Source organism: Serratia sp. PL17, from assembly GCF_017832355.1.
Lineage (GTDB): Bacteria > Pseudomonadota > Gammaproteobacteria > Enterobacterales > Enterobacteriaceae > Serratia.
Window position 1 is genome coordinate 144304 of record NZ_JAFIBY010000002.1, and the last position, 24917, is coordinate 169220.

General features: G+C 55.8%; 20 protein-coding genes. 7 read left to right on the forward strand and 13 right to left on the reverse strand.

What is annotated here, in order from left to right; genetic code table 11:
* Nucleotides 1–56: 56 nt before the first annotated feature.
* From JOE25_RS09450 to JOE25_RS09460, 3 genes are all read left to right on the forward strand, one after another.
* Nucleotides 57–1115, forward strand: a complete 1059-nt coding sequence (locus JOE25_RS09450) for a permease (protein ID WP_209634412.1) — start codon at nucleotides 57–59, stop codon at nucleotides 1113–1115.
* 103 nt (nucleotides 1116–1218) lie between these two features.
* Nucleotides 1219–1506 carry a type II toxin-antitoxin system RelB/DinJ family antitoxin gene (locus tag JOE25_RS09455; RefSeq protein ID WP_174354082.1) on the forward strand — a complete coding sequence of 96 codons (288 nt, stop codon included), beginning with the start codon at nucleotides 1219–1221 and terminating at the stop codon, nucleotides 1504–1506.
* A gap of 8 nt (nucleotides 1507–1514) precedes the next feature.
* Entirely contained in the window at nucleotides 1515–1793 is a 279-nt protein-coding gene (locus tag JOE25_RS09460) for a type II toxin-antitoxin system RelE/ParE family toxin (protein ID WP_209634414.1), read from the forward strand.
* Nucleotides 1794–1795: 2 nt separating this feature from the next.
* Here the strand turns inward: JOE25_RS09460 and nrdG are convergent, their stop codons facing one another.
* The 3 genes from nrdG to JOE25_RS09475 form a co-directional block, all read right to left on the reverse strand.
* Complete coding sequence (nrdG, locus tag JOE25_RS09465; protein WP_209634416.1) at nucleotides 1796–2260, reverse strand: anaerobic ribonucleoside-triphosphate reductase-activating protein; 465 nt, start codon at nucleotides 2258–2260, stop codon at nucleotides 1796–1798.
* Nucleotides 2261–2320: 60 nt separating this feature from the next.
* Nucleotides 2321–4459 (reverse strand): anaerobic ribonucleoside-triphosphate reductase, encoded by a 2139-nt coding sequence (gene nrdD / locus JOE25_RS09470; protein WP_209634418.1) that lies wholly within the window; start codon nucleotides 4457–4459, stop codon nucleotides 2321–2323.
* A 271-nt stretch (nucleotides 4460–4730) separates the two neighbouring features.
* A complete protein-coding gene (locus JOE25_RS09475) occupies nucleotides 4731–5639 on the reverse strand; it encodes a LysR family transcriptional regulator (RefSeq protein ID WP_209634420.1) in 909 nt (302 codons plus the stop codon).
* 104 nt (nucleotides 5640–5743) lie between these two features.
* On the opposite strand from JOE25_RS09475, the gene JOE25_RS09480 reads away from it, so the two are divergent.
* A complete protein-coding gene (locus JOE25_RS09480) occupies nucleotides 5744–6268 on the forward strand; it encodes an NAD(P)H-dependent oxidoreductase (RefSeq protein ID WP_209634422.1) in 525 nt (174 codons plus the stop codon).
* A 27-nt stretch (nucleotides 6269–6295) separates the two neighbouring features.
* On the opposite strand, the gene treC is transcribed toward JOE25_RS09480, so the two are convergent.
* Nucleotides 6296–7960 (reverse strand): alpha,alpha-phosphotrehalase, encoded by a 1665-nt coding sequence (treC, locus tag JOE25_RS09485; RefSeq protein ID WP_209634424.1) that lies wholly within the window; start codon nucleotides 7958–7960, stop codon nucleotides 6296–6298.
* 65 nt (nucleotides 7961–8025) lie between these two features.
* Complete coding sequence (gene treB, locus JOE25_RS09490) at nucleotides 8026–9441, reverse strand: PTS trehalose transporter subunit IIBC (protein WP_209634426.1); 1416 nt, start codon at nucleotides 9439–9441, stop codon at nucleotides 8026–8028.
* 299 nt (nucleotides 9442–9740) lie between these two features.
* On the opposite strand from treB, the gene JOE25_RS09495 reads away from it, so the two are divergent.
* On the forward strand, nucleotides 9741–10154 hold the full coding sequence (locus tag JOE25_RS09495) for an Exc2 family lipoprotein (protein WP_209634427.1): 414 nt from the start codon (nucleotides 9741–9743) through the stop codon (nucleotides 10152–10154).
* Between the two features lie 195 nt (nucleotides 10155–10349).
* Here JOE25_RS09495 and JOE25_RS09500 read toward each other — a convergent pair whose 3' ends face one another.
* The 4 genes from JOE25_RS09500 to treR form a co-directional block, all read right to left on the reverse strand.
* A complete protein-coding gene (locus tag JOE25_RS09500; protein WP_209634429.1) occupies nucleotides 10350–10601 on the reverse strand; it encodes a colicin E3-like toxin immunity protein in 252 nt (83 codons plus the stop codon).
* Nucleotides 10602–10610: 9 nt separating this feature from the next.
* The gene (locus JOE25_RS26575) at nucleotides 10611–12707 is read right to left on the reverse strand and encodes an S-type pyocin domain-containing protein (protein ID WP_245209810.1); all 2097 of its coding nucleotides are present in this window, start codon (nucleotides 12705–12707) and stop codon (nucleotides 10611–10613) included.
* Nucleotides 12708–12792: 85 nt separating this feature from the next.
* Nucleotides 12793–13935 (reverse strand): tail fiber domain-containing protein, encoded by a 1143-nt coding sequence (locus JOE25_RS09515; RefSeq protein WP_209634431.1) that lies wholly within the window; start codon nucleotides 13933–13935, stop codon nucleotides 12793–12795.
* A 293-nt stretch (nucleotides 13936–14228) separates the two neighbouring features.
* Complete coding sequence (gene treR, locus JOE25_RS09520) at nucleotides 14229–15176, reverse strand: trehalose operon repressor TreR (RefSeq protein ID WP_209634433.1); 948 nt, start codon at nucleotides 15174–15176, stop codon at nucleotides 14229–14231.
* 419 nt (nucleotides 15177–15595) lie between these two features.
* Between treR and mgtA the strand changes: the two genes are divergently transcribed.
* A complete protein-coding gene (mgtA, locus tag JOE25_RS09525; RefSeq protein ID WP_209634436.1) occupies nucleotides 15596–18304 on the forward strand; it encodes a magnesium-translocating P-type ATPase in 2709 nt (902 codons plus the stop codon).
* Nucleotides 18305–18460: 156 nt separating this feature from the next.
* On the forward strand, nucleotides 18461–20854 hold the full coding sequence (locus JOE25_RS09530; protein ID WP_209634439.1) for a family 20 glycosylhydrolase: 2394 nt from the start codon (nucleotides 18461–18463) through the stop codon (nucleotides 20852–20854).
* Nucleotides 20855–20918: 64 nt separating this feature from the next.
* Here the strand turns inward: JOE25_RS09530 and JOE25_RS09535 are convergent, their stop codons facing one another.
* The 4 genes from JOE25_RS09535 to JOE25_RS09550 form a co-directional block, all read right to left on the reverse strand.
* Nucleotides 20919–21647 (reverse strand): proteasome-type protease, encoded by a 729-nt coding sequence (locus JOE25_RS09535; protein ID WP_209634441.1) that lies wholly within the window; start codon nucleotides 21645–21647, stop codon nucleotides 20919–20921.
* A gap of 74 nt (nucleotides 21648–21721) precedes the next feature.
* Nucleotides 21722–22516 (reverse strand): transglutaminase family protein, encoded by a 795-nt coding sequence (locus tag JOE25_RS09540; RefSeq protein ID WP_209634444.1) that lies wholly within the window; start codon nucleotides 22514–22516, stop codon nucleotides 21722–21724.
* Nucleotides 22513–23442 carry an alpha-E domain-containing protein gene (locus JOE25_RS09545; protein ID WP_209634447.1) on the reverse strand — a complete coding sequence of 310 codons (930 nt, stop codon included), beginning with the start codon at nucleotides 23440–23442 and terminating at the stop codon, nucleotides 22513–22515. The genes JOE25_RS09540 and JOE25_RS09545 overlap by 4 nt, the downstream gene beginning before the upstream one ends.
* The gene (locus JOE25_RS09550) at nucleotides 23436–24872 is read right to left on the reverse strand and encodes a circularly permuted type 2 ATP-grasp protein (protein WP_209635272.1); all 1437 of its coding nucleotides are present in this window, start codon (nucleotides 24870–24872) and stop codon (nucleotides 23436–23438) included. Before JOE25_RS09550 ends, JOE25_RS09545 begins: the two co-directional genes overlap by 7 nt.
* Between the last annotated feature and the right edge of the window lie 45 nt (nucleotides 24873–24917).

Here is a 24917-nt window from a genome sequence, read left to right on the forward strand (position 1 = left end):
TACGGGCCTGCGTCGCGCTAAGCTGATGCTATTGATGATTGAACCGAGCCAACCCCATGCCGCATCCCCTGACTGCAACTGAAAACCGTCCCCGCCCTTGGCCATTGTGGAAGCCGATCCTGTTTCTGCTGGTGATGGCCGTGGGCCTCTACTACGTCAAATGGCAGCCTTATTACGGCAAGGCCTTCCTGGCGGCGGATACTCACTCGATCGGCAAATCGATACTGGCTAACGGTGAGAGCAGCCCGTGGCTGGCGGCATGGCACTATGCGCTGGTCTACTTCACCGCGGTGTGGAAGGCGGCTGTACTGGGCGTGGTGCTGGGCTCACTGGTACAGGTGCTGATCCCACGTGATTGGCTGATACGCACGTTGGGACACCCGCGTTTTTCCGGCACCTTGCTGGGGGCGGCGATGGCTCTGCCGGGGATGATGTGCACCTGTTGTGCGGCACCGGTTGCCGCCGGGCTGCGTCGCCAGTCGGTATCCAGCGGGGCGGCGATGGCATTCTGGCTCAGTAACCCGGTGTTAAATCCGGCGACGCTGATTTTTATGGGGTTTGTGCTCGGCTGGCAGTTTGCCGCGATCCGGCTGGTGGCGGGCGTCGTTATGGTGCTCGGCATTGCCTGGCTGGTGCAGCGTGTTACGGCTAAGGATCCACACCCCGCTGCGCTGCAACAGCCTCTGATACCGCTGGATAAAACTGAGGATCACCCCTTCCTCGGCCGTTGGCTCAAGGCGTTGTGGTCGCTGTTTTGGTCAACCATTCCGATTTACATTCTGGCCGTGCTGGCGCTCGGGGCCGCGCGCGTTTGGCTGTTCCCGCATGCCGATGGCGCGATAGATAACAGCCTGCTGTGGATTATTGGGTTGGCGATAGCCGGTTGCCTGTTCGTGATCCCGACGGCGGCGGAAATTCCGATTGTGCAGGCCATGATGCTGGCGGGGATGGGCACCGGCCCGGCGCTGGCGCTGTTGATGACCCTGCCCGCGGTCAGCTTGCCTTCGCTGCTGATGCTGAACAAAGCCTTCTCTGCCAAAGCGCTGTGTCTGACTGCATTGCTGGTGGTGTTGTGCGGCATCATCACGGGCGTGGTGGGGATGGGGTTGGTGTAATTTGTTTAATAAATAGTCTTTCATTCGTTTTGTGTTGTCACAAGTGTGCTAACATTGGCTGCTTGTCAGAGGTGAATTATTGAGCGAATGTAGGAGTCTCAAGATGGAAAGTCGTATCCAGTTTCGCATTGAAGATGAGACTAAACGTTTGGCGCAGAAAACGGCAGAAGCCAAGGGGATCACGCTGAGTGAGGCGTGTCGACGTTTGACTGAACAAATGGCGGATGAGCAACGGGCTCTTGAACAGCATGAGAATTGGCTGCGAGAAAAAGTTGATGCCGCCTTTGCCCGTTTACATGAAGGAAGTGCGGTCTATCTTAGCCAGCAGCAGGTTGAAGAAAGCATGGATGCCTTTAAGGCAAAAGTCCGGGCGAAATACGACCAAAAATAGGGATTGTTATGCGCGTCGAATGGGATGATGAAGCGTTACGGGACAGGGAACGTATTTTTGATTTTCTCTATCCCTTTAATCCACAGGCTTCTGAGCAGGCTGATTCCGAGATAGATAAGGCAGTGAAGCGCCTGCTGGCTAACCCTGAACTCGGTAAGATTTGGTACGAACAGGCGCGTAAATTATTGATCAGTCAAGCTTCATTATTAGTTTTATACGTTGTTGTCGGCGATGTGATTAAGGTTTTAGCGGTTGCTCATCAACGAGAGAAATTCCCTGACTTGTAGCGTCATCGCAACCTATGCACCACCTGGTTGCTGCTGCCGCGCCAGATCAGCGCCGGGTCTTTCAAATCCTGCACGAACTTGCCGTCAATCAATACGTTAATCCTGTCTACTATCTGCATTTGCTGTGCGTCCAGCTCCGCCAGTCGATAACCGGTCCACAGCCAAATATCCTTGCCGGGGCATTCGGCGCGTACCCGTTTTACCAGTTGCAGCACCGCCGCTACATTGGCCGGGTGCAGCGGATCGCCGCCGGACAGCGACAGCCCCTGGCGCGGAATGCGCGCGTCATTCATATCGGTAATCAACCGGTCTTCCATTTCCTGAGTAAAAGGCTGGCCGGAGTTGAGCCGCCAGGTGCTTTTGTTATAGCAACCGGGGCACTGGTGCACGCAGCCGGCAACAAACAGCGTGCAGCGGGTGCCGGGGCCGTTGACCACGTCGAGGGGGTAATACTGGTGGTAATTCATATTTCGCTTTCTGACGGTAGGGGCTCAGCATGCTGAGCCCAGATTCATAACAGCCCGGCGTTAGCCGATCTGCCCATTCCCCAGGTGTTTCACCCGGCGCTTCACTTCTTCTTGTTTGCCGGCGTTGAACGGCCTGGCGTCCGGGCTACCGAGGTAGCCGCACACCCGGCGCGTAACGGACACTTTGGACGGCTCGTGATTACCGCATTTTGGACAGGTGAAGCCCTTGCTGGTACAGGAAAATTCGCCGGTAAAGCCGCACTCGTAGCACTCATCGATCGGCGTGTTGGTACCGTAATAAGGTACGCGGCTGTAGCTGTAATCCCACACGTCTTCCAACGCTTTCAGGTTGTGTTGCAGGTTCGGGTATTCGCCGTAACAGATGAACCCGCCATTGGCCAATGGTGGGTAAGGCGCTTCAAAATCCAGTTTGTCGTACGGATTGACCTTTTTCTCCACGTCGAGGTGGAAGCTGTTGGTGTAATAGCCTTTGTCGGTTACGCCTGGCACCACGCCAAAATCGGCGGTGTCGAGTCGGCAGAAGCGATCGCACAGGTTTTCGCTTGGTGTGCTGTACAGGCTAAAACCGTAGCCGGTCTCTTCTTTCCAGCTGTCGGTGGCGGCCCGCAGGTGCGCAACGATGGCGACCGCTTTGGCGCGCAGGGCTTCATCGTCGTAAACGTGCTGTTCACTGCCGAATAGCGCATTGATCGTTTCATGCAAGCCGATATAACCCAGCGAGATCGACGCGCGGCCATTTTTGAAAATGTCGGCGATATTGTCGTCTGCTTTCAACCGCACACCGCAGGCACCTTCCATATACAAAATGGGGGCCACCCGGGCTTTGATACCCTCTAGCCGTGCGATGCGCGTCATCAGTGCCTTTTTCGCCAGCAGCAAACGTTGATCCAGCAAATGCCAGAAGCGGCTTTCATCCCCCATGGCTTCCAGCGCAATGCGCGGCAGGTTTAGGCTAATGACACCGATATTGTTGCGGCCGTCGTGGACCAATTCGCCTTCCTCTTCATAGGTGCCGAGGAAGCTACGACAACCCATCGGCGTTTTGAACGAACCTGTGACTTTCACCACCTGATCGTAATTGAGGATGTCTGGGTACATGCGCTTGCTGGCGCACTCCAGCGCCAACTGTTTGATGTCGTAGTTTGGATCGCCATACTGGTGGTTCAGGCCGTCGCGGATCGCGAACACCAGTTTCGGGAATACCGCCGTCTTGCGGTTCTTACCCAGCCCGGCGATACGGTTTTTCAGGATCGACTGTTGGATCAACCGCGATTCCCAGCACGTGCCCAGGCCGAATCCGAAGGTGACGAACGGCGTCTGCCCGTTGGCGGTGTGCAAGGTATTGACCTCGTACTCCAGTGACTGGAAGGCGTCGTAACACTCTTTCTCGGTGCGTGCCATGGCGTAGCCTTGCGCGTCGGGGATCTGCCACTCTTCGGCGACCTGCCGATGCTTGTTGAAGCTTTCGCTGACGAAGGGGGCCAGGATTTCGTCGATGCGGTTAATGGTGGTGCCACCATAAATATGGCTGGCGACCTGTGCGATGATCTGCGCGGTGACGGCGGTCGCGGTGGAGATCGACTTCGGCGGCTCGATCTCGGCGTTACCCATCTTGAAGCCGTTGGTCAGCATGCCTTTCAAATCTATCAACATGCAGTTGAACATAGGGAAGAAGGGCGAGTAATCGAGATCGTGGTAGTGAATCTCACCACGTTCGTGGGCCAGCACCACGTCACGCGGCAGGATATGCTGCTTGGCGTAGTGCTTGGCAACGATCCCGGCCAGGAGATCGCGTTGGGTGGGGATCACCTTGCTGTCTTTATTGGCATTTTCGTTCAGCAATGCCATGTTGCTTTGCTCCACCAGGCCGCGGATCTCTTGGTTGAGTCGCCCGCGCAGCTCGCGCGCCACGTCACGATCGTGACGATACTCGATATAGGCGCGTGCCAGCTGTTTGTATTTGCCGGCCATCAGCTGATTTTCAACTGCCTGCTGTATTTCATGGATATCAACGCGCTGCTGCTGTGACATCCGTTGAGCGACCACACGGGCGACAGTAGCGCAGTAGTCGGCATCGACAATTCCGGCGGCCAGCGCGGCCCGCTCGACAGCTTGTCCAATGCGTGCTTCGTCAAAAGGTACCTGGCAACCGTCCCGTTTAATCACTACTGGTTTCACGTTGTTACTCCTTGTTCCCCGAGGGAGCACTGATGCCCTTGAGCCTGAAAGCTATTGGGTATCGGTATGATTTCGGCTTATCCACAGGGCAATGCCGCAGCGCACAAGGGCTGAGGCGACGTGTGGATGGTTTTGTGGATAACTACTATATATAGGTGCTGATATTTCTTAATGCACTATATATAGATATTGGCGGGATTCTTTTGACGTGGAACAAAGAAATGGAAAGAGCGGACGTTAGCTGTACAAAGGATAATTTACGGCCTGAAATTCAGGCCGGGCGGTGGCGGAAATGTTCGAGTAAGAACTCAACCCAGACGCGTACCCGGGGCGGCAGATCGGCAGAGGCGTAATACAGCCACAGTTGGGTCGGCTGTGGCCAGCAGTCTGCCAGCACCGGCAGCAGGGTACCTTGCGCAAAATGCTGTTGCGTGTACCAGCGAGCCAGACAGGCGATACCTAATCCGGCCAGTGCTGCATCCAGCAGCATCTCGGGCCGGCTGGCAACCAGGCGACCATGCAGCTCCAGCGTTTTGGCTTCGCCGAGCTGGCGCAGCGGCCATTTTGCGCTGCGTCCGGTCGCTGGATTGCGGTGCAGCAGGCAGTTATGTTGCAACAGATCGTCAGGATCCATCGGCATGCCATGTTGCGCCAGATAACCGGGTGAGGCTGCCAGCACCATCTGCATGGGGTACAGGGGGCGCGCTACCAGTCGGCTGTCGGGATCGACCCGGCTGCCGATACCCACGTCAAAACCTTCGCCCACCAGATTGACCACTCGCGCATCCAGTGAAAGCTCGAGATCGATCTGCGGATAGCGATCGAGAAACTGGGGGATCAAGGGCATCAGCATTTGGCGGCCGAAACCGGGGATCATGCTGACGCGCACCGTGCCGGAAGGCGTCTGCTGCGCGCTACCGGCCGTTTCCAGCGTGGCGGACAGCGCTTGCCACAGCGGCGCCACCTGTTGCAACAGCACCTTGCCCTCGTCGGTCAGCACCACGTTGTGAGTGTTGCGCTGAAACAGCCGCAGTGCCAGCTTCTCTTCCAACACGCGGATATTTTTGCTGATCGCCGCCGGGGTAACGCCCAACTGGCGCGCGGCGGCGGAAAAGTTCTGTGCCTGAGCCGCGGCGAGAAAGGCCGGCAACAGGCGATGCACGTCATAGGGCAGCGACATAGTGGTTGATACTTTCGGTTGAAATTGAAGTGACAATCAGCAGCCTACACCTTGGGCAAAGGAAATGGAAAAATAGGCTATCAAATATCAATCAAGGATCTCTTATGTCGCGTATTTTAGTGTTGACCGCCCACCGTTTCCCGGATGATTCACGTATCAACAAAGCGTTGATCGAAGCACTGCGCCCTTTGCCTAACGTCACCGTCCACGAACTGATGCGTGCTTATCCGGACTATCAAATCGATGTGGCGCGTGAGCAAGAGCTGCTGCAAAACCATGATGCCGTGGTGATGCTGTTCCCCTTCTACTGGTACAGCTCGCCGGCCATTCTTAGTGAGTGGCAGGATGCGGTATTAACCCACGGTTTTGCTTACGGCACCGATGGCACCAAACTGCAGGGCAAACCCTTGCAGCTGGTGGTGACTACCGGCGGTAATCAGCAGGCCTATACGGCAGAAGGCTATAACCGCTATCCGGTCGAGGATTTGCTGCGTCCGTTCCATGCGATGGCTAACCTGACCGGTATGGATTATCTGCCGCCGTATCTGGTACAGGGCGTATTTGATATGAGCGATGAACGCCTGGCGCAAGAGGCGGCGGGGGTGGTGGCGCAGGTAGAAAAACTGTAGGGCGCAGCAGGCTACGCCCCGACAGCATTAGTCTTCTAATATCCACCATACGGCTTCGAATGGCCGTAAGGTCGCGGCTTGCGGCTGCGATGGTGCATCGGCGTAGTTGCTCATCAGTGGGCGCCACAACGCTGATGCCTCCGCGCCTTCCGCTTGCCAGGCCAGCGGTTCGCGGCTGAGGTTAGCCACTACCAGCAGGCGTTGACCGTTCCAACGACGTTGGTAGCACCATAGCGCCGGGTGAGTCGGGGCCAGATCCTGATAGTCACCGTGGGTGAGCAGCGGGTACTGTTTGCGCAGGGTAATCAGCTGACGGTAGGCGTAAAACACCGAGTCCAGATCGGCCAGTGCGGCTTCGGTGTTGATCTGCGGGTAGTTCTCCACACAGCTAATCCACGGTGTACCTTGAGTAAAGCCGGCGTTCGGTGCGGCGCTCCACTGCATGGGAGTGCGGCCGTTATCGCGTGATTTACTGGCCAATATCGCCAGTAGCTCGGCGTCACTGTTGCCCTGTGCGCTAAGTTCGGCGTACATGTTCAGGCTTTCCACATCGCGATACTGCCCGATGGCGCTAAAGCCCGGGTTGGTCATGCCGATCTCTTCGCCCTGGTAGATGTAAGGCGTGCCTTGCATGCCATGCAGCACCATTGCCAGCATTTTGGCGGCCGGTACCCGCAGTTCGCCTTCATCACCGAAACGGGAAACGATGCGCGGTTGGTCATGGTTACACCAGAACAGCGCGTTCCAGGCCTGGTTATGCATACCCTGTTGCCAGTGGCGGAAAATCTGTTTGAGTTCAACGTAATCAGGTGCTGCCAGCGTCCATTTTTCGCCACCGGCGTAGTCCACTTTCAGGTGGTGAAAATTGAAGGTCATCGACAGCTCTTCACCACTTTTCGCCGCATACTGTTGGCAATGTTCCAATGTGGTGGACGACATCTCACCCACTGTCATCAAGCCGCGTGGCTGGAATACGTCATGGCTCATCTCCTGCAGAAACTCATGAATGCGCGGCCCGTCGGTATAGAAACGGCGGCCGTCACCCTGGTTATCGGAGGGGAAATCTTGCTGCTTGGAGACCAGGTTGATCACATCGAGGCGAAGACCATCGACGCCCTTATCGGCCCAGAATTGACACACTTTCTTCAGTTCTTCGCGTACCGGCGGGTGCTCCCAGTTAAGATCTGCCTGCTCGGTCGCGAACAGGTGCAGATAATACTGGCCACTGTCGGCGTGCCATTGCCAGGCGTTGCCGCCGAACTTGGAACGCCAGTTGTTTGGCGGCGTGTCGCCTTCACCGTCGCGCCAAACGTAGAACTGACGGAACGGGCTGTTAGGATCCTGTGAGGCTTTGAACCAAGGGTGTTCGGTCGAGGTATGGTTGAACACCATGTCCATCACGATGCGGATGCTGCGCTGGTGGGCGGCAGCGATCAGTCGGTCGAAATCCTCCATCGTGCCGTAGGCCGGGTCGATGGCGCAGTAGTCCGCCACGTCATACCCATTATCCACCTGCGGTGAGACATACACCGGCGTCAGCCAGATAGCGTCGATACCTAGTTCCTGCAGGTAGTCCAGCCTCTGGGTCACTCCGGCCAGATCGCCGTAGCCATTGCCGGTGCTGTCCTGAAAACTCTTTGGATAGATTTGGTAGATGACGCCGTTTTGCCACCAGGGGATTGGATTGCTCATAGTCATACCTTTGAATCGTGACAACAGGCCCGGCATACCGGGCCCCTACATTCATATCGCGTGAGTTAAACCGGCAGCTCACCGCGGCTGGCTTTGCGTTTGTAAACCATGATGGTCAGTACCAGCGGGATAATGACCGCCACCAGGATCGCCACCGTGTAAATCATCCAGAACTGCGGTTTGATCGACAGGATGCCCGGCAAACCGCCGACGCCGATACCGTTGGCCATCACGCCGTCCAGGCCACAGATCAAACCGGCGAAGGCGGAGCCGATCATCGCGCACAGCATGGGGAAGCGGTATTTCAGGTTGATCCCGTACATGGCCGGCTCGGTGACGCCGAGGTAGGCAGAAATTGCCGCCGGTACCGATATTTCACGCTCGTTGGCTTTACGGCTGACAATGATAATGCCCAGCACCGCTGAGGCTTGCGCAATGTTAGACAGCGCAATCAGTGGCCACACTGGGGTGCCGCCCATGCTTTGAATCATCTGCATATCGATGGCCAGCGTGGTCTGATGCACACCGGTAATCACCAGTGGCGCATACAGGAAACCAAACAGCGCGGCACCAATCGGCGCGAAGCTGCCGGTCATTACGGCTTTCACCGCCCAGGCTACGCCGTCGCCAATCATGCGGCCGAACGGGCCGATAAAGGCGTGCGCCAGGAACACCGCCAGCAGCAGTGAAACCACCGGCACCACCACCAGATACAGGTAATCCGGCACGATCTTTTTCAAGCGGGTTTCAATCCAGCCCAGCGCCATACCGGCCAGCATCGAAGGGATAACCTGTGCCTGATAGCCGACCTTTTGAATGGTGAACCAGCCGAAGTTCCACACTTCTGGAATCTGCTGGCCGAGCTGATAGGAGTTCATCAACTGCGGGGATACCAAGGTGACGCCCAGCACGATGCCAAGCACCGGCGTGCCGCCCATTTTTTTCACCGTTGACCAACAGATGGCGACCGGCAGGAACATGAAGATGGCTTCGCCGAGCAGCCACAGGAAGTCGTAGATGGTTTTCCACGCCGGGTGCATTTGCGCCAGCGTTTGGCCGCCAGACATCGGGATGTCGCCGATCACGTTGCGGAAGCCGAGGATCAAACCGCCGCTGATCAGCGCGGGTAGCAGTGGGAAGAAGATTTCGGCGAAGTGGGAGATGGCACGTTCGCTCCAGGTCATGTTCTGGCGCGCGGCGACCTTGGCCTGTTCTTTATCGGCTTCATTAACGCCAGTGGTGGCGATCAAAGCTTGATAATAGTCACCGACCTCCGGGCCAATCACTACCTGGAACTGCCCGGCATTGGTGAAGCAGCCTTTGACCATCGGCAACTCTTCGATTTCTTTCGGTTTTGCTTGGCTGGGATCATTAAGAACGAAACGCAGCCTGGTAATGCAGTGGCTGACGGTGGCGATATTCTCGCGTCCGCCCACCAGCACAATCAGGCGATCGATATCCTGCTGTTTTACTTTGCCCATTATTAGATACCTTTCTTGGTATGAGACTGCCGCAGAGGTGTTGTCCGAATCATGATCAAAGCTTAGTCATTCCGCTTTTCTTATGGAATGGGAACGTTCCCGGTTTGGGGTAAGGATCACAAAACGATAAAAAAATGACCATTTTTACGGCAGGGGAATGTGAGCGCTGGCCGAAATATTCAGGGGCATTATTTTGAATACACGAAATGCTGGCTATACTGTCAGCCTTAACAATCAACAGGTTGGTTTGTTTGGGTGGCATTCATGCCGCGACCACGCACTTTTTTCAAGGAAGAATGATGATACTGACAGTACCCCGCACCCTTATTTTGTTCACCGCCCTGTTCCTGAGCGCCTGTACCAGCCAAAAAAGCAGCCCGGAGCGCCACGCCCGGCATGCGATTTATCAGTTGGCGCGGGAGGATTTTTCCCCTGAAATGCGCACCCAAATTCCTGATTCGATAAAAGCGTCTATCCCGTTCTTTGATCAGTTCTATCAGATGGGGAAAACCGATCGGGCCAAGGGATTGACGCGCCAGCAGGCGGAGCAGAGGGAAGCCTATTTCCGCAGCCCTGAATTCATCGGTGAAACAGGCAATAAAAGTATCTTTATCAATCGTAAGTATTCAGTAGACAACCCGCAGAAGCGACAGCAGATCCTGCTGGATTCCGCCGTGGCTACTTACTGGGATGGCTATGAAGGCCGGCCTTGAGGGTTGTGCTTTGAGTTAATAGTTATTTACCCCACCTATATCTCTTCAGGGCAAACGGATAGAGAGTAAGAAGATTGTATTAGTAAAATGTGGCCACCTCCTAAGGAGATGGCCTTACACGGTGCACTCATCGGGAAAATGGGTGCATTCATTTACCAAGTACCAAGAAAAATCTATAAAAGGTACGTTAAGCTATCAATTATCATGATAATCGAATGAAATTTGATACCAGTATTTTTCCAATTCAATTTCATTTTTAAAATGAGTTTGTAGCAAAGGAACCCACGATTTATCGACATCAAAACCACCGTTGTTGATATTGTCTTTTAACGGCAGGCCTAAATCTTCAATGACTGAACCATTATCACCAAAGTCTTTCGAGTATTCCTTTCCTACTAACAACTCGGTTTTTTTATCAAACCATTCCAGCCTTAATTTTAAACCCATAAATCCCCCTTAAAGGTATTTTTTAATGTTTCGCTTTGGATCGGGACCTTTAACCTGTATCCCTGTTTTAGGATCAAATGCACCAAGATGGGAGCCATCACTTGCACGATATCCCTCAAGCTCACCATGCTGGGAGTCCCACTCATATATTTTTCGACCTTTATCAGCAATCCATCGGTCACGCAGACCACTACCGCCTTGTTTTGGTGTTTTCTTTCGAGTTTCTTTTAACTCACCAAGGCCTTTGATTTCCACTGTTTCAGGTGATGGATGATAATCATGGCCGTAATCTTTTACTCCCTTCCTGGGCTTGCTAACCATCACATAGATAGCTTCAACGCCGGTTTCCAACGCGTCCGGTTGCCACAGGATAAAATCTTGCAAATTGTGGACGACGTCCGCAGGGAAGGTCGTGACGACAATGCTGTCCGCCTGTCTGACATTGGTTCCAGTATGTACCGGCGTCCTGGGTACCGGCGAACCGTTGCCGGTATGCGAAGGCGCAGCAGGGCCCGTCGGCACCGGGTTTATCAGTATAGTCCGGGCGGGAACCCCTTCTATTGCGGGCAGCGTGATTTTATCAAGCCCCGTTTTCTCATCACGAACCGGTCTGAACACCGGGACGCTGGCAGATACGCCGCCGATCCCCGTTCTGACAAAGTTTACACTCTGTGTTCCATCTCTGTTTGTTGATATGAATCCACGTACTGGCAAATCCACCGAGGTCATTCCAGGTTGAATTGTCGTTGTTCCGGCTGCCGCCAGACTGGCCTGGAAGGCAAACATATTGATATCACGACCAGGCACCTGGTCACTCCCCGTTCCGGCTGCTGTTGGGATGAACCCGACAGCAAAAGCCCCCAGCATCGACCCTGCCGCAACAGTAGTGGTAGTGCGTATGCTGCCGACTTCAGTTGTCGCACGCCACAACGCGCCCGCTACAGAACCGGCCAGTTCACTGGAGGTTGTCATTACACCCTGTGCAACCGTCGACGCCTGTAGCATGGCAGGTGCACGGTTGAGTACCATTGCGCCTACGGTCGTTAATGCAGCATTGGCTGCTTGCGCCTTTTCGGGCGTGAAAGCTGGTGCGTCCAAAATACCGGCTTTGGCAAACAGTGCTTTTCTCGCCTCTTCGGCTCTGCGGGCTTCTTCGGCTCTGCGGGCTTCTTCGGCTCTGCGGGCTTCTTCGGCCTTGCGGGCTTCTTCGGCCTTGCGGGCTTCTCCGGCTCTGCGGGCTTCTTCAGCTCTGCGGGCCTCTTCGGCTCTGCGGGCTTCTTCGGCTTTGCGGGCCTCTTCGGCTTTGCGGGCAGCCTCAGCCTTAGCAGCAGCATCGGTGGCCTGATGCTGGCTTAACGCGTTTTGGATATCGTCGGTGACCTGGACAACCGCTTTAGCCTGCGTTTTTTTTGCCTCATTAGGCGATGTTTTGATCACCGTGCGATTATTGTTACTGCCCCCGGTTTCATACCGCGTGGTGACCGTATCAGGCATCAGGTCATGCGATTTTTGCCAGGCGTCAACGATTTGTTTTTGGGATGGCGGTTGTTTATCGAGAGGCTGTTTGTCAAACGCAGTGCGCATCACCTTGTACGTGGGTGTGGACGTCGCGGCGACTGTGCTCGTGGGAAGGGATTTCCTTACCGCATCGCCAATCGCCGCATTGATAAGCGTCCCGTCGATAGGCCCCGCACCGGCCCAGCTTCCACCGGCAATATGGTTTTCCGCTTTTATCTGCACCTCAGGTTTTGCGCTGTCGGGCGTGTGGGTTTGAGGCGTCGACTTGACCAATGAACTCAAAACACGGTAAGAGCCCCCGGCATAATCGATAAATGAGGTATTTTCCGCTGTCATGACGATGCCATTCATGGTGGGATGTCCATTCCCGTCAATCACCACAGGCCCTAACGGTGTCATGTAGCTGTCACCGGTATTAAGGGTTTTTACCGTCGTCGAAGAGCCGGAATTATCGCGGTCGCCGCCATTATTACCCGTTGGCCCCGTTGGCCCCGTTGGCCCGGGGCGGTCTCGGTCAGTAGAAACCGTCATGCTATCTTCACCGCCGGGTAGGCACAGGAAGAATTTTGTATTCACATTAAAGAACATAGAGCGCCTCTTTTTATCAACGCGTTATAAATATCCTGTTATGTGGGCTGTACGATAAAATTAGCCCACTATAAACAAGTGGCACTCAGGTGTTTAAAGTGGCTTTTTCCAAAGCAGTCAGTCGTGTTTCAAATGCGTCGCGTTCAGCCTCTCGAAGTGAACGTTCTTCTTTTAGCGCCTCAACCAGCAACGCGACTACGCCGTTAATATTAATGCCGCGGGCATCTTTCAGAACGCTGCCGTCATTTAATTTCAGTTCGGTGGTGGTGACGGATTGAGGTAATACGCTTTCGACTTCCTGGGCTATTACCCCGGCTTCCGGAACGCCCTGTTTCAGGTAGGTATAACCGCCAATTTTCCCCAACTTATCCAGAGCACCCTCTATTTTCTCGATGTCTGTTTTCATGCGGGCATCTGAGCTGCTGTTCCAACCCCCGTTGGTATAGGCATACCCCGTATGCAGAAACTCATACCAGGCGTGTTGCCCGCCATTAGAAACATGAATCCCCATAAGATTATGTTTCCCAATACGTTCATAATGGTAGAGCTCTGATACCAGATTATTTTCTCCTTGGATGCGAACCCCCTGAGTATATCGATCCGCATTGTTATTAACGCTTTGGGTTCCAGTGGCCAAAATCCATCCATTCACATTGCGTTTGACCAATTGCCCCACTGAAAGCTCGCTGTTGGCTCTGACCTGTAATTCATTCCGATTCCCCTGCCAGTCACGGTAGGACAGCAGGCCGTAGTCTTCTTTGCCGGGAACAATACGGGAACCCATCATCATGGTGGTGGTTATGTTACCGCTGGTGAAATTGGTATATACGGGGGCTGCGTCATAGGTCTGGCCATTGATCAGAGGTGCAGGGCCGGTAGTCGCGGTGGAAATACCGGCATTGTGCGACACCACCGCGCCACCGGAGATGTCAACGCCATTGCCCAGTGCAACCCTGCCGGTGGAAAGGTTAAACGCCAATGGGCGCAGGGTATTCCATTGCCCGTCCTGGGCCTGGCCAGCCGCCGTGGTGAGGACGTAAAAGGCCTGACCATCGTTACGTAGCATCACGCCGGTATTGCCGTTTGCCAGGCGAAAACCGTTTGCTGCTTTGGTCACAATCTCACCGTCACTGATAACGCGTTTACGCAGGGTTGTCAGTGATTTCAGCTCAGTCACATCGTCATTAACGCCATTAGTTACCTGAGCATTTTTCTTTTCTTCAGCCATGATTATCTTCCTTTTCGACACTCTGTTTTTGATGGTTAACAGCGTCAAAGAACCCTGCCTATCACCTTGATTAAGAGGTGCAGGAGTACACATTCCCTGTGCTGAAAAACCGCTTAAACACACAGTGATAACTGTGTATAAACAGTAATTTACTTGGGGGAGTGAAGACGGTCGATTACCGGTTGTTGTGTGGTGGCTGGTACAAAATAGCGATGAATTGACGCTCACTAGGTGTGAGCATCAACAGGGGATTTCAGGCTGAAGGTTATCGAGAGGTAAACAACTACCCGCTGTCAGGCGAGTTTGCTTGGTACGATGATCTGGCGGATACCCAATTCACCGCTGAGCTGGCCCAGTAACTGTTGGGCTGCCTGCAGCCCGGCGCTGCCGTAGCCGAGGTCAACAGAAAATGTCTCGGGGAACAGGAAGTTAAGCAGCGGGGTGTTACCGATGCCGCATACCTGCAGTGGGGCAATATGCTGTTGTTGCAGGTATTTGATGGCACCGAGGGCGATGGTGTCCGAGGCGCACACCAGTGCCGTGGTCTGGGAGTCGATGGCAGAAGCCGCCAGTTGGAAACCACTCTGATAGCTCAGCTCGCCCAAGGCGACGCTTGGGGTTATCTGTTGTTGTTGGCAAGCGTCCAGATAAGCCTGGTGGCGACGCAGGCCGGTGGTGGCGTCCGACAGTTGCACCCCCAGGTAGCTGATATGCCGGTGGCCTTGTTGTTGCAGGCGTTCCATCAACAGCCGTACGGCACCGTCATCGTCATAGCAAACGGAAGAAAAACCTTCGTATTCACGCGCCAGCACGACCATCTTGTCTTGCCACGGGCTGAGCATCGCCGCGGTCAGGCCAGTGAAGCCAAACAGGATCACCCCGTCGACGTTGCGCTGTTGCAGGACGTGCAGATGCTCTTTCACCAACCGGGTTTCAAACTGGCTTTCCATAACGATGGGGTCAAAGCCCTGTTGATACAGCAGCGGCAACATGGTGCGCACCGCCTGGTTTTCCGACGGCGAGTCGAGTCGGGAAACGATAATCCCCACCACTTTGTCGCTTTGGCCGCGCATCGCACGTGCCGACTTGGACGGCGTAAACCCCTGCTGACGGATCACCGCTTCTACCCGTTCGCGGGTCTGCGGGCTTACGCTGCCTTCGTTGTTCAACACCCGTGATACGGTGGATTTTCCTACGCCGCTCAGGCGTGCGATGTCCTTGATGGTCAGCCGGTTTTGCATGGTTTACTTGTCGTTTAGGTTAAAAGGCGTAAATTGACGGCGTACGCTGAATGCCCGTCAGCATAGCCTATTTTCCGCAACGGATCTTGGCGCAATAAGGGGATTTGTGTACTGCGCTGAACGGCCGCTCTTGTCGTTTGATCTTTTCATTTACCGGAGGTTATCACCCGTATGGATCCCGATCCGACAGCCTTAGACACTCACTCGGTGATCCGGTAAAACCTGCCCGTTCTGCGCTGCTGTTTTACCGGTGAAGTAAACGGTAACCGGTAGCGCACGTCCGTCGTTCGCTCCTGCTGCTTTTAAAAATACAAGAATCTGCCCCGGCAGAGGCTTTTTGGCGTGTCCGAAAGCCTGGCAGGGGAAAGATCCTGCGTTCACCCGCTGTCGTGAGGCAATGGGCGACGAGGTGCGAAAAAATGAAACTGAAAAATATCCCCCGTCGGCTGCTGGGCCTGCTCAGCCGCAATTTACCGCGCCGTTTGGTGCACCGTGACAGCCTGTTGGATGGCCTTGGCGGCAAAGCACAGGGGCTGCCCGCCGGCCTGGCGCAGCAACGTATAGACTGTGCTGTTGCCGACACAACCCAGCTCTATTTGCGCTTCCATAGCCACCCGGAAGGGATGACCGCCCATGAGGCGGATGTGGTGCGCCAGCGCTGCGGTGAAAACATTATCGACGATCAGCAGCAAGAGGCCTGGTGGCAACACCTGTGGCACTGCTACCGCAATCCGTTCAATTTGTTGCTGACCGCGCTGGGCATGATCTCTTATGCGACGGAGGATCTGACCGGCGCGCTGGTGATCGCCCTGATGGTGGTGATCTCAACGCTGTTGAATTTCATTCAGGAAGCGCGATCCAACAAGGCGGCGGATGCGCTGAAAGCTATGGTCAGCAACACCGCGACAGTGATCCGCAGTGACGCGCTGACGGGCAAAAGCGAGCATATTGAACTGCCGATATCTCAGCTGGTACCGGGCGATATCATTAAATTGGCGGCGGGCGACATGATCCCGGCAGATCTCCGCGTGCTGTCCGCGAAGGATCTGTTCATCAGCCAGGCCGCGCTGACCGGTGAGTCTCTGCCGGTAGAAAAGATTGCCGAGCTGCGCGGCCAGGCGGAAGATCCGCTGGAATGCCAAAACCTGTGCTTTATGGGGACCAACGTGGTGAGTGGCACGGCGCTTGCGATGGTGATCGGCACCGGTGGAGACACCTATTTTGGCCAGTTGGCGCAGCGCGTAATCAACCAGGATGAACAACCGAACGCTTTCCAGAGCGGCATTAGCAAGGTCAGCTGGCTGTTGATCCGTTTTATGTTGGTGATGACGCCGATCGTGTTGTTGATCAACGGCTACACCAAGGGTGACTGGTGGGAGGCCGCGCTGTTTGCGCTGTCGGTTGCGGTGGGGCTAACCCCGGAAATGCTGCCGATGATCGTCACGTCGACATTGGCCAAAGGGGCAGTGAAACTGTCCAAGCAGAAGGTGATCGTCAAACGTCTGGATGCCATTCAAAACTTTGGCGCCATGGACATTCTGTGCACTGATAAAACCGGCACCCTGACCCAGGATAAAATCGTGCTGGAACGCCACACTGACGTCTTCGGTGTCGCCAGTGACCGGGTGCTGCATTATGCCTGGCTGAACAGCTACTACCAGACGGGGTTGAAAAACCTGCTGGATGTGGCGGTGCTGAGCTGCGCAGAGCAAAATGAACAGCCGGATGTGCTGCAGCATTACCGCAAGGTCGATGAGATCCCGTTTGATTTTGAGCGCCGCCGCATGTCGGTGGTGGTCGCCAAAGACGCGCAATATCACGAGCTTGTCTGCAAGGGTGCGCTGGAAGAGATGCTGGCGATTTGCAGCCATGTGCGGCAGGAAAATGAGGTCATCCCGCTTACTGAGGCGTTGCTGGCTCGGATTCGGCGTATCACCGACGATCTTAACCAGCAAGGGCTGCGGGTGGTGGCGGTGGCGAACAAAATCCTGCCGGCGCAGGCCCATGAATATAGTGTGGCCGATGAATCCGATTTGATCCTCGAAGGGTATGTGGCCTTCCTCGATCCACCGAAAGAGAGCACGGCGCCGGCACTGGCGGCGTTGAAAAACAGCGGTGTCACGGTGAAAATTCTCACGGGTGACAATGAGCTGGTGGCGGCGAAAGTGTGTAAAGACGTCGGGCTGGCGGCGGATCATGTGCTGCGCGGCAGTGAAATCGAACAAATGGACGACGAGCAGCTGGCACAAGCGGCGGCACGCACCACGGTGTTCGCCAAGCTGACGCCGCTGCACAAGGAGCGTATCGTCAAGCTGCTGCGCCAGCAGGGCCATGTGGTCGGCTTTATGGGGGACGGCATCAATGATGCGCCCGCGCTGCGTGCGGCGGATATTGGTATTTCCGTTGATTCCGCGGTGGATATTGCCAAGGAAGCGGCGGATATCATTCTGCTGGAAAAAAGCCTGATGGTGCTGGAGCAGGGGGTGATCGAGGGGCGGCGTACCTTTGCCAACATGCTCAAGTACATCAAGATGACCGCCAGCTCCAACTTCGGGAATGTGTTCAGCGTGCTGATCGCCAGCGCTTTCCTGCCGTTCCTGCCGATGTTGCCGCTGCACCTGCTGATTCAGAACCTAATGTATGATATTTCGCAGATTGCGATTCCCTTTGATAACGTGGATGACGATCAGATAACGCAGCCACAGCGTTGGAACTCCGGCGATATTGGGCGCTTTATGGTGTTTTTCGGACCGATCAGTTCGATCTTCGACGTGCTGACCTTCAGCCTGATGTGGTGGGTGTTTAAGGCGAATACGCCAGAAATGCAGACGCTGTTCCAGTCAGGTTGGTTTGTTGAGGGCCTGCTGTCGCAAACGCTGATTGTGCACATGATCCGCACCCGCAAAATTCCGTTTATTCAGAGTCGTCCTTCGTGGCCGCTGTGTATCATGACTCTGGTCGTGATCACGACCGGCATTGGGTTGACGTTCTCGCCGTTGGCCGGCTTCCTGCAATTGCAGGCGCTGCCACTCGGTTATTTCCCGTGGTTGGTGCTGATCCTGGCCGGTTACATGGTGCTGACCCAGTGCGTAAAAGGCTGGTTTGTGCGCCGCTACGGCTGGCAATAATACCCGCGCCCCTCTTGCGTCCGTAGGAGGGGCATCTGTGATCCAACCCGGCTTTTCAGCCTCAGGGTTGGACATCTGCACTGTGCTCAGTCTTTATTTACAGCTTCATTATCGTTTGCTGTTTTTATTGATATTTTTTCCTCTGAGGAATTTCTGATGCACAGAACTTTGCGTTATACGCTACTGGCTTCATCGTTATTGTTGTCTCTGGGCGCACTGGCGCAGCCGGCCGGCGATCTGCCGCTGATGCCCTGGCCACAACAGGTTGACCTGACCCAGCCAGCGGGCAAGCTGGTGCTGGATCACCGCTTATCGATCAAGGTACAGGGCGACGATTTGGCCGATGCACAGCAGCGCTGGCGGCAGCGTATTGAACTGCAAACCGGCTGGACGTTGGCACCACAGGCAGCAACAAACGCGGGTGTGGTCATTCAGGTCGATATCAAAGATAAGGTGGCGATGCAGCCGCTGCCGGGCAGTGACGAGAGCTATAAACTTGTGGTGAAGCCGGACGGCGTTACGCTGACGGCAAATACCCGTTTTGGTGCGCTACGGGGTATGGAAACCCTGCTCCAGTTGGTGCAGACCGATGGGCAGAACACTTTCCTGCCGTGGGTGAGCATTACCGACGTGCCGCGCTTCCCGTGGCGCGGTGTGCTGTTAGATTCCGCACGTCATTTCCTGCCGGTGGCGGATATTCTGCGCCAGCTTGACGGCATGGCAGCAGCCAAACTCAACGTATTTCACTGGCACCTGACTGACGATCAGGGTTGGCGTTTTGCCTCCGAGCATTACCCTAAATTGCAACAGCAGGCCAGCGATGGCCAGTTTTATACCCGCGAGCAGATGCAACAGGTGGTGGCCTACGCCACCGCTCGCGGCATCCGCGTCGTGCCGGAAATCGATCTGCCAGGCCATGCTTCCAGTATCGCCGTGGCCTACCCGGAATTGATGAGCGCGCCGGGGCCGTATCAAATGGAGCGCAAGTGGGGCGTACATAAGCCCACCCTGGATCCGACACGCGATGAAGTTTATCAATTTGTTGACGCGATCATTGGTGAGCTGGCGGCGATCTTCCCCGATCCCTACCTGCATATTGGCGGTGACGAGGTCGATGCCAGCCAGTGGAAAGCATCAAAAACCATTCAGGCCTTTATGCAACAACATCAGCTGGCAGACGCTCATGCGTTGCAGGCCTACTTCAACCAGAGGCTGGAAAAAATCCTTGAACAGCACCAGCGGCAGATGGTCGGCTGGGATGAGATTTATCATCCGTCTCTGCCGCGCACCATCGTTATCCAGTCTTGGCAGGGGCCAGACTCGCTCGGCGCCAGTGCGCAGGACGGTTATCAAGGGATCCTGTCCACCGGCTTCTACCTCGATCAACCGCAGAGCACGGCATATCACTATCGCAATGAGATCCTGCCTCAACCACTGGGCGTCGCTACCGAGGTACAGCCTGATGAGAAGGTGCAGAGCTGGCAGTTCAGCATGCCACGCCTGAAGGGCAGCGCAGTGGAGGGCAGTTTTACTCTGATTGAAGGGAAACAGGGCTGGCGCGGTTTTATTGACTTCAACGGCAAGTCGCGCCGTGCGTTGCACGATATTGTCTGGCGTTCCCCAAAACAGGTGAGTTTCCGTCTCGATACCTGGATGGGGGATACGCGTCCGGTGTTCAGGCTAGATCAAGACAAACTCAGCGGGTATACGTTGGTCGGCAACGTACGTTACCCGACGAGCGGCAGCAAGCTGGCGGCTATCCCGGCAGGCAAGATGCCGGTAGTGCCGGGGGTGAAGCAGCAGGCCAATATTCTCGGCGGTGAAGCGGCGCTGTGGGCGGAAAATATCAGAGCGCCCATCCTTGATCTCAAGCTGTGGCCACGTGGGTTTGCGGTAGCGGAGCGTTTGTGGTCGGCGCAGGATGTGACCGATGAAAACAACATGTATCGGCGCTTGGCGGCGGTTGATGCCTGGTCGGTGGTGTCGGTGGGGCTGCAACAGCATGCTGAGACCGCGCGCGAATTTACCCGGCTCGCAAATAGCGTAGAGATTGCACCGCTGCAAACCCTGGCCGAAGCCGTGGAGCCGGGCCAGTACTACACCCGTCAGCATCTCAAATTCAAGGCCGGCAATTACCATCAGTTCGAACCGTTGAACCGCTTTGCCGATGCCTTACCCCCGGAAAGTAACGCGGTGCGCGAAATGGGCCAGCAGGTTGCCGCTTTGGTGAAGGATCGCAACGACCGTGCGTCAGCGCAGGCATTGCGTGAGCGCCTACAACGCTGGCAGCTCAATACTGCACCGGTAAAAACGGTGATTGCCGGTAACCGGGTGATGCAGGATCTGGCGCCAGTGGCGCAAGATGTCGGCGCGCTATCCGCGCTGGGGCTGATGCTGTTGGAGCGTTATCAACAGGACAAGCCGCTGAGTAAGGCAGAAGCGGCGCAGATACAGCAGCAGCTTGACGCAGCGGCGCAGATACGGGATGAAGTGGTGATTGCGGCGGTATATCCGCTGGAAACGCTATTGCGCGCCAGCGCCGTCGAGTGAGGTAAGTCAGCGGGCGTCGGAGCTCAACATGTATAGGGGCTCAGCATGCTGAGCCCTCAAAAACCTACAGTTGCAACGGCGGCAACTGTTTGAAAATGCTGACTAACCCTTCGCCCCAGCCTTTACGGATGGCGCTAAAATGTGGGTGATCTTCGGTGATGCGGTACTGTTGCGAACTGCTAAAGCTGTCGCGTGGGTAGATCATCACGTCGAGCGGCAGGCCGACCGACAGGTTGCTGCGCAGCGTAGAGTCGAGCGAAATCAACGCGCACTGCATTGCTTGTTCCAATGGCGTGTCGTAATTCAGCACCCGATCAATAATCGGTTTGCCGTACTTACTTTCGCCAATTTGGAAATAAGGCGTATCGCGGGTGGCTTCGATAAAATTACCCTGCGGGTAGATATGGAATAATCGCATCTCTTCGCCCGTGATCTGGCCGCCAAGCAACAGGTTACAACTGAAGTCAGTGGTGCTGCCACTCTGCTGTGCTTCGCTGTCGCGTTGGATCACTTCACGCACCGTTTCGCCCACCAGCGTGGCGGCTTCGTACATACTGGGTGCATTCAACAGGTTGAGACGTTCGGTGTCCTTGCAGCGGCGCTGCAGCAGGCTAATGATACTTTGGGTGGTTGCCAGGTTACCGGCGCTTTGCAGCACCAGCATGCGGTCACCGTCTTGTTGGAACACGTGCAGTTTGCGGAAGGTGGAAATATGGTCCACTCCGGCATTGGTGCGTGAATCGGAAGCAAAGACCAGCCCGGATGACAAGCGCATGGCCACACAATAGGTCATACCAAATCCCTCAAAACATTACTGGCACGCCGCCAAACGCCAGCGTGCCGTAAACCTTCGCTTTCGGCAAGGGGCTATTGCCCGGTTGGCATCATCTGCACTTCGGCCATGGTTTGCATATTTTCACACCCTCCCCCCAACCGCATGCCGCGCACCGGGCAGGCGTCCAGATAGTCGATGCCCACGGCCAGCTTAAGGTGCTGATTCGGCAAGCGGGTATTGTTAGTGACGTCAAAGCTGTGCCAGCGTTCGTCGATCCAGGCTTCTGCCCAGGCGTGGGTGGCGACATGGGTGGAGTCTTCGCTGTAGAGATAGCCGCTGACGTAGCGCGCCGGAATGTTCAGGCTGCGGCAGCAGGCCAGAAACACATGGGTATGATCCTGGCAAACGCCGGTACCGGTCGCGAATGCCTGGGCGGCGCTGTCGGTGACGCTGGTGGAGCCTGGGCTGTAAGGCATTTTTAGCAACAGTTCGCCCATCAGGTTTTCCAGCCCGTCCAGCACCGCCTGTGGTTGATGATAGCGCAGGGCAAAGGCCTGTATCGCGCTGTCGGGCTGGGTCAGCGGGCTGTGACGCAGAAAAACCAGCGGTGACAGATGCCCCGTGACCTGATCCTCTGCACTATCTTCAATCTCCACGACGCCATGGGCCTGAATGGTAATCGCCTGGTGTGGATGATCCAGCGTCAGTACATGCAGCACGTTGCCGAAGGCGTCGGTGGTGCATACCGCCTCTTCCGGCAGCGTCAGTTGCCAGGAGATGATGCGTTGATGCTCTGAGTCCTGTGGCGTCAGGCGCAGATACTGGGTGCTACGCTGTACCTGCTGGGCGTAGGTATAATGGGTATTGTGCTCAATGTTCAGTTTCATTGTGCCTCCAGATAAGTGTGATGGACGCTCTCCGCAATACCGCTAATCTGCCCGAGAAACGCGTCTAACCAGTTGGTTAGCCCCACCTTGTTCAGGTCTTTCATGCTGCTGAATCGCAGCTCGGCGTGCAGGGTGTGCGCCAGTCGGCGTGGCTGATTTGAACGGTTACCGCCAATTTGCTCCAGCTGCTGCACCATGTCGCCGACGCAGGCCAGCAGGGAGCGTGGGATTTCATTACGCAGGATCATCAGTTCGGCAATGGTGTCCCGGCTGAGCTGCTGTTTGTAGATGCTGTGATAGGCTTCGCGCGCGCTCACGGCCCGCAGCAACGTGTCCATGCGGTAATACTCGCGTACCGGGTCGCCGTCGCTGTCCATCAAGGTATTCTTGACCCCCAGCAGGCGTGCGGTGCCGTCGGCTCGCTCCAACAGGGTACCGAGGCGGATAAAGCACATGGCGTCACTGCGTAACAAGGTGCCGAACATGGCACCGCGAAACAGGTGTGAACGCTCTTTCACCCAGTCGAAAAAGGCATCTGCGCCTACCGAACCTATGCCTTGGCGGCGGATCAGCTTCATCTCGATCCAGGTGGCATTAATGCACTCCCACACCTCGGAGGACAGGCTGCCACGCACCGCATGGGCATTGTTCCACCCCATTTGCAGGCAGCTGTAAATGCTGCTGTGATTGCGGCTGTCGAGTGCGAAAAAACTCACCAGGTTGGCCATGGTCAGATCGGGATAGGCGGCGGCATACAGTTGCCCGGTGCTGGTCAAATTGAGTGGCACCTGCAAATCCTGATCTTCGCTGTCGCGGATTGGCATCATCGACAGCTTGTTGGTCACATCAAGTACCCGGGCAATGCTTTCTGCCCGCTCCAGATAGCGGGCCATCCAATAGAGTTCACTGGCAGTTCGGCTCAGCATATGTCGTCCTCCAACACCCAGGTGTCCTTGGTTCCCCCGCCTTGCGACGAGTTGACCACCAGCGAACCTTGCGCCAGCGCCACACGCGTCAGCCCGCCGGGCACCAGCCGAATTTCAGCCCCGCTGAGGGCAAACGGCCGCAGATCGATATGCCGCGGGGCCAAGCCTTCGTTGACGAAAGTCGGGCAGGTCGACAGCGCCAGGGTATTTTGCGCAATGTAGTTATGGGGTTTGGCTAACAGCAAGGTGCGGAAATGGGCGATTTCGTCTTTGGTCGCCGCCGGGCCGATCAGCATGCCGTAACCACCGGCACCGTGGACCTCTTTCACCACCATCTGATCCAGATTGGCCAACACATAGGACAGCTCATTCTTGTGACGACATTGCCAGGTGGGGACGTTGTTGAGGATCGGCTCTTCTTGCAGATAGAAACGCACCATGTCCGGCACATACGGATAGATCGACTTGTCGTCGGCCACGCCGGTGCCAATGGCGTTTGCCAGTACCACATTGCCGGTGCGGTAAACCGACAGCAGCCCCGGAACGCCGAGCATCGAGTCGGGGCGGAACGCCAGCGGATCGAGGAAAGCGTCGTCCACCCGGCGGTAAATCACATCCACCTTGCAAGGCCCGGCGGTGGTGCGCATAAACACGGCGCCGTCCTTGACGAACAGGTCGGCGCTTTCCACCAGCTCAACCCCCATCTGCTGCGCCAGGAAACTGTGCTCGAAATAGGCGCTGTTAAAGCGGCCCGGAGTCAGTACCACGACCGTGGGATCGTTAATCGGCGAGCTTTCGCGCAGGGTTTGCAGCAGGTGCGACGGATAGCGTTCCACCGGTGCAATGCGTTGCTGGGCGAACAGTTCGGGGTACAGGCGCATCATCATCTTGCGGTTTTCCAGCATGTAGGAAACGCCGGAGGGCGTGCGCAGGTTATCTTCCAGCACGTAATATTGGCCGTCACCGTTACGCACCATGTCCACGCCAACGATGTGCGCGTAAATATTGCGGTGCAGATCGACTCCTTGCATACAAGGCTGATATTGATCGTTCGCCAGCACCTGTTCTGCCGGAATGATCCCGGCGTTCAGAATATGTTGTTGATGGTAAATGTCGTGAAGAAAGGCGTTTAGCGCCTGAACACGTTGGCGAATGCCGCGATCGAGCATCGCCCATTCGCTGGCGGGAATGATGCGTGGCACGCTATCAAACGGGATCAGGCGTTCGGCACCATCGTCATCACCATAGACATTAAAGGTAATCCCCACTCGGTGAAACAGCAGTGCAGCTTCTTCTCTTTTGCGTTGAATGGCCTTTTGGTCGGCCTCTTGCAGCCAGTGCCAGTAAGCTTCGTAGTGACCCCGGTGTTTACCCTCAGCCAGAAGCATCTCATCAAAAAACGGTGAAGCGGACAGATCGATATTTAGCATCATCACCTCGTCGACATTACAGGCTGTAAACGGATCCAGCATAAA

Excerpts from the sequence above, each read along its gene's own strand:
- JOE25_RS09545 (WP_209634447.1), bottom strand. The coding sequence starts at position 23,442 with ATGCTGAGCCGAACTGCCAGTGAACTCTATTGGATGGCCCGCTATCTG.
- JOE25_RS09530 (WP_209634439.1), top strand. The coding sequence starts at position 18,461 with ATGCACAGAACTTTGCGTTATACGCTACTGGCTTCATCGTTATTGTTG.
- nrdG (WP_209634416.1), bottom strand. The coding sequence starts at position 2,260 with ATGAATTACCACCAGTATTACCCCCTCGACGTGGTCAACGGCCCCGGC.
- JOE25_RS09540 (WP_209634444.1), bottom strand. The coding sequence starts at position 22,516 with ATGAAACTGAACATTGAGCACAATACCCATTATACCTACGCCCAGCAG.
- treC (WP_209634424.1), bottom strand. The coding sequence starts at position 7,960 with ATGAGCAATCCAATCCCCTGGTGGCAAAACGGCGTCATCTACCAAATC.
- JOE25_RS09460 (WP_209634414.1), top strand. The coding sequence starts at position 1,515 with ATGCGCGTCGAATGGGATGATGAAGCGTTACGGGACAGGGAACGTATT.
- JOE25_RS09500 (WP_209634429.1), bottom strand. The coding sequence starts at position 10,601 with ATGGGTTTAAAATTAAGGCTGGAATGGTTTGATAAAAAAACCGAGTTG.
- JOE25_RS09515 (WP_209634431.1), bottom strand. The coding sequence starts at position 13,935 with ATGGCTGAAGAAAAGAAAAATGCTCAGGTAACTAATGGCGTTAATGAC.
- JOE25_RS09535 (WP_209634441.1), bottom strand. The coding sequence starts at position 21,647 with ATGACCTATTGTGTGGCCATGCGCTTGTCATCCGGGCTGGTCTTTGCT.
- treR (WP_209634433.1), bottom strand. The coding sequence starts at position 15,176 with ATGCAAAACCGGCTGACCATCAAGGACATCGCACGCCTGAGCGGCGTA.
- JOE25_RS09475 (WP_209634420.1), bottom strand. The coding sequence starts at position 5,639 with ATGTCGCTGCCCTATGACGTGCATCGCCTGTTGCCGGCCTTTCTCGCC.
- JOE25_RS09450 (WP_209634412.1), top strand. The coding sequence starts at position 57 with ATGCCGCATCCCCTGACTGCAACTGAAAACCGTCCCCGCCCTTGGCCA.
- treB (WP_209634426.1), bottom strand. The coding sequence starts at position 9,441 with ATGGGCAAAGTAAAACAGCAGGATATCGATCGCCTGATTGTGCTGGTG.
- JOE25_RS26575 (WP_245209810.1), bottom strand. The coding sequence starts at position 12,707 with ATGTTCTTTAATGTGAATACAAAATTCTTCCTGTGCCTACCCGGCGGT.
- JOE25_RS09550 (WP_209635272.1), bottom strand. The coding sequence starts at position 24,872 with ATGCTAAATATCGATCTGTCCGCTTCACCGTTTTTTGATGAGATGCTT.
- mgtA (WP_209634436.1), top strand. The coding sequence starts at position 15,596 with ATGAAACTGAAAAATATCCCCCGTCGGCTGCTGGGCCTGCTCAGCCGC.
- JOE25_RS09455 (WP_174354082.1), top strand. The coding sequence starts at position 1,219 with ATGGAAAGTCGTATCCAGTTTCGCATTGAAGATGAGACTAAACGTTTG.
- JOE25_RS09495 (WP_209634427.1), top strand. The coding sequence starts at position 9,741 with ATGATACTGACAGTACCCCGCACCCTTATTTTGTTCACCGCCCTGTTC.
- JOE25_RS09480 (WP_209634422.1), top strand. The coding sequence starts at position 5,744 with ATGTCGCGTATTTTAGTGTTGACCGCCCACCGTTTCCCGGATGATTCA.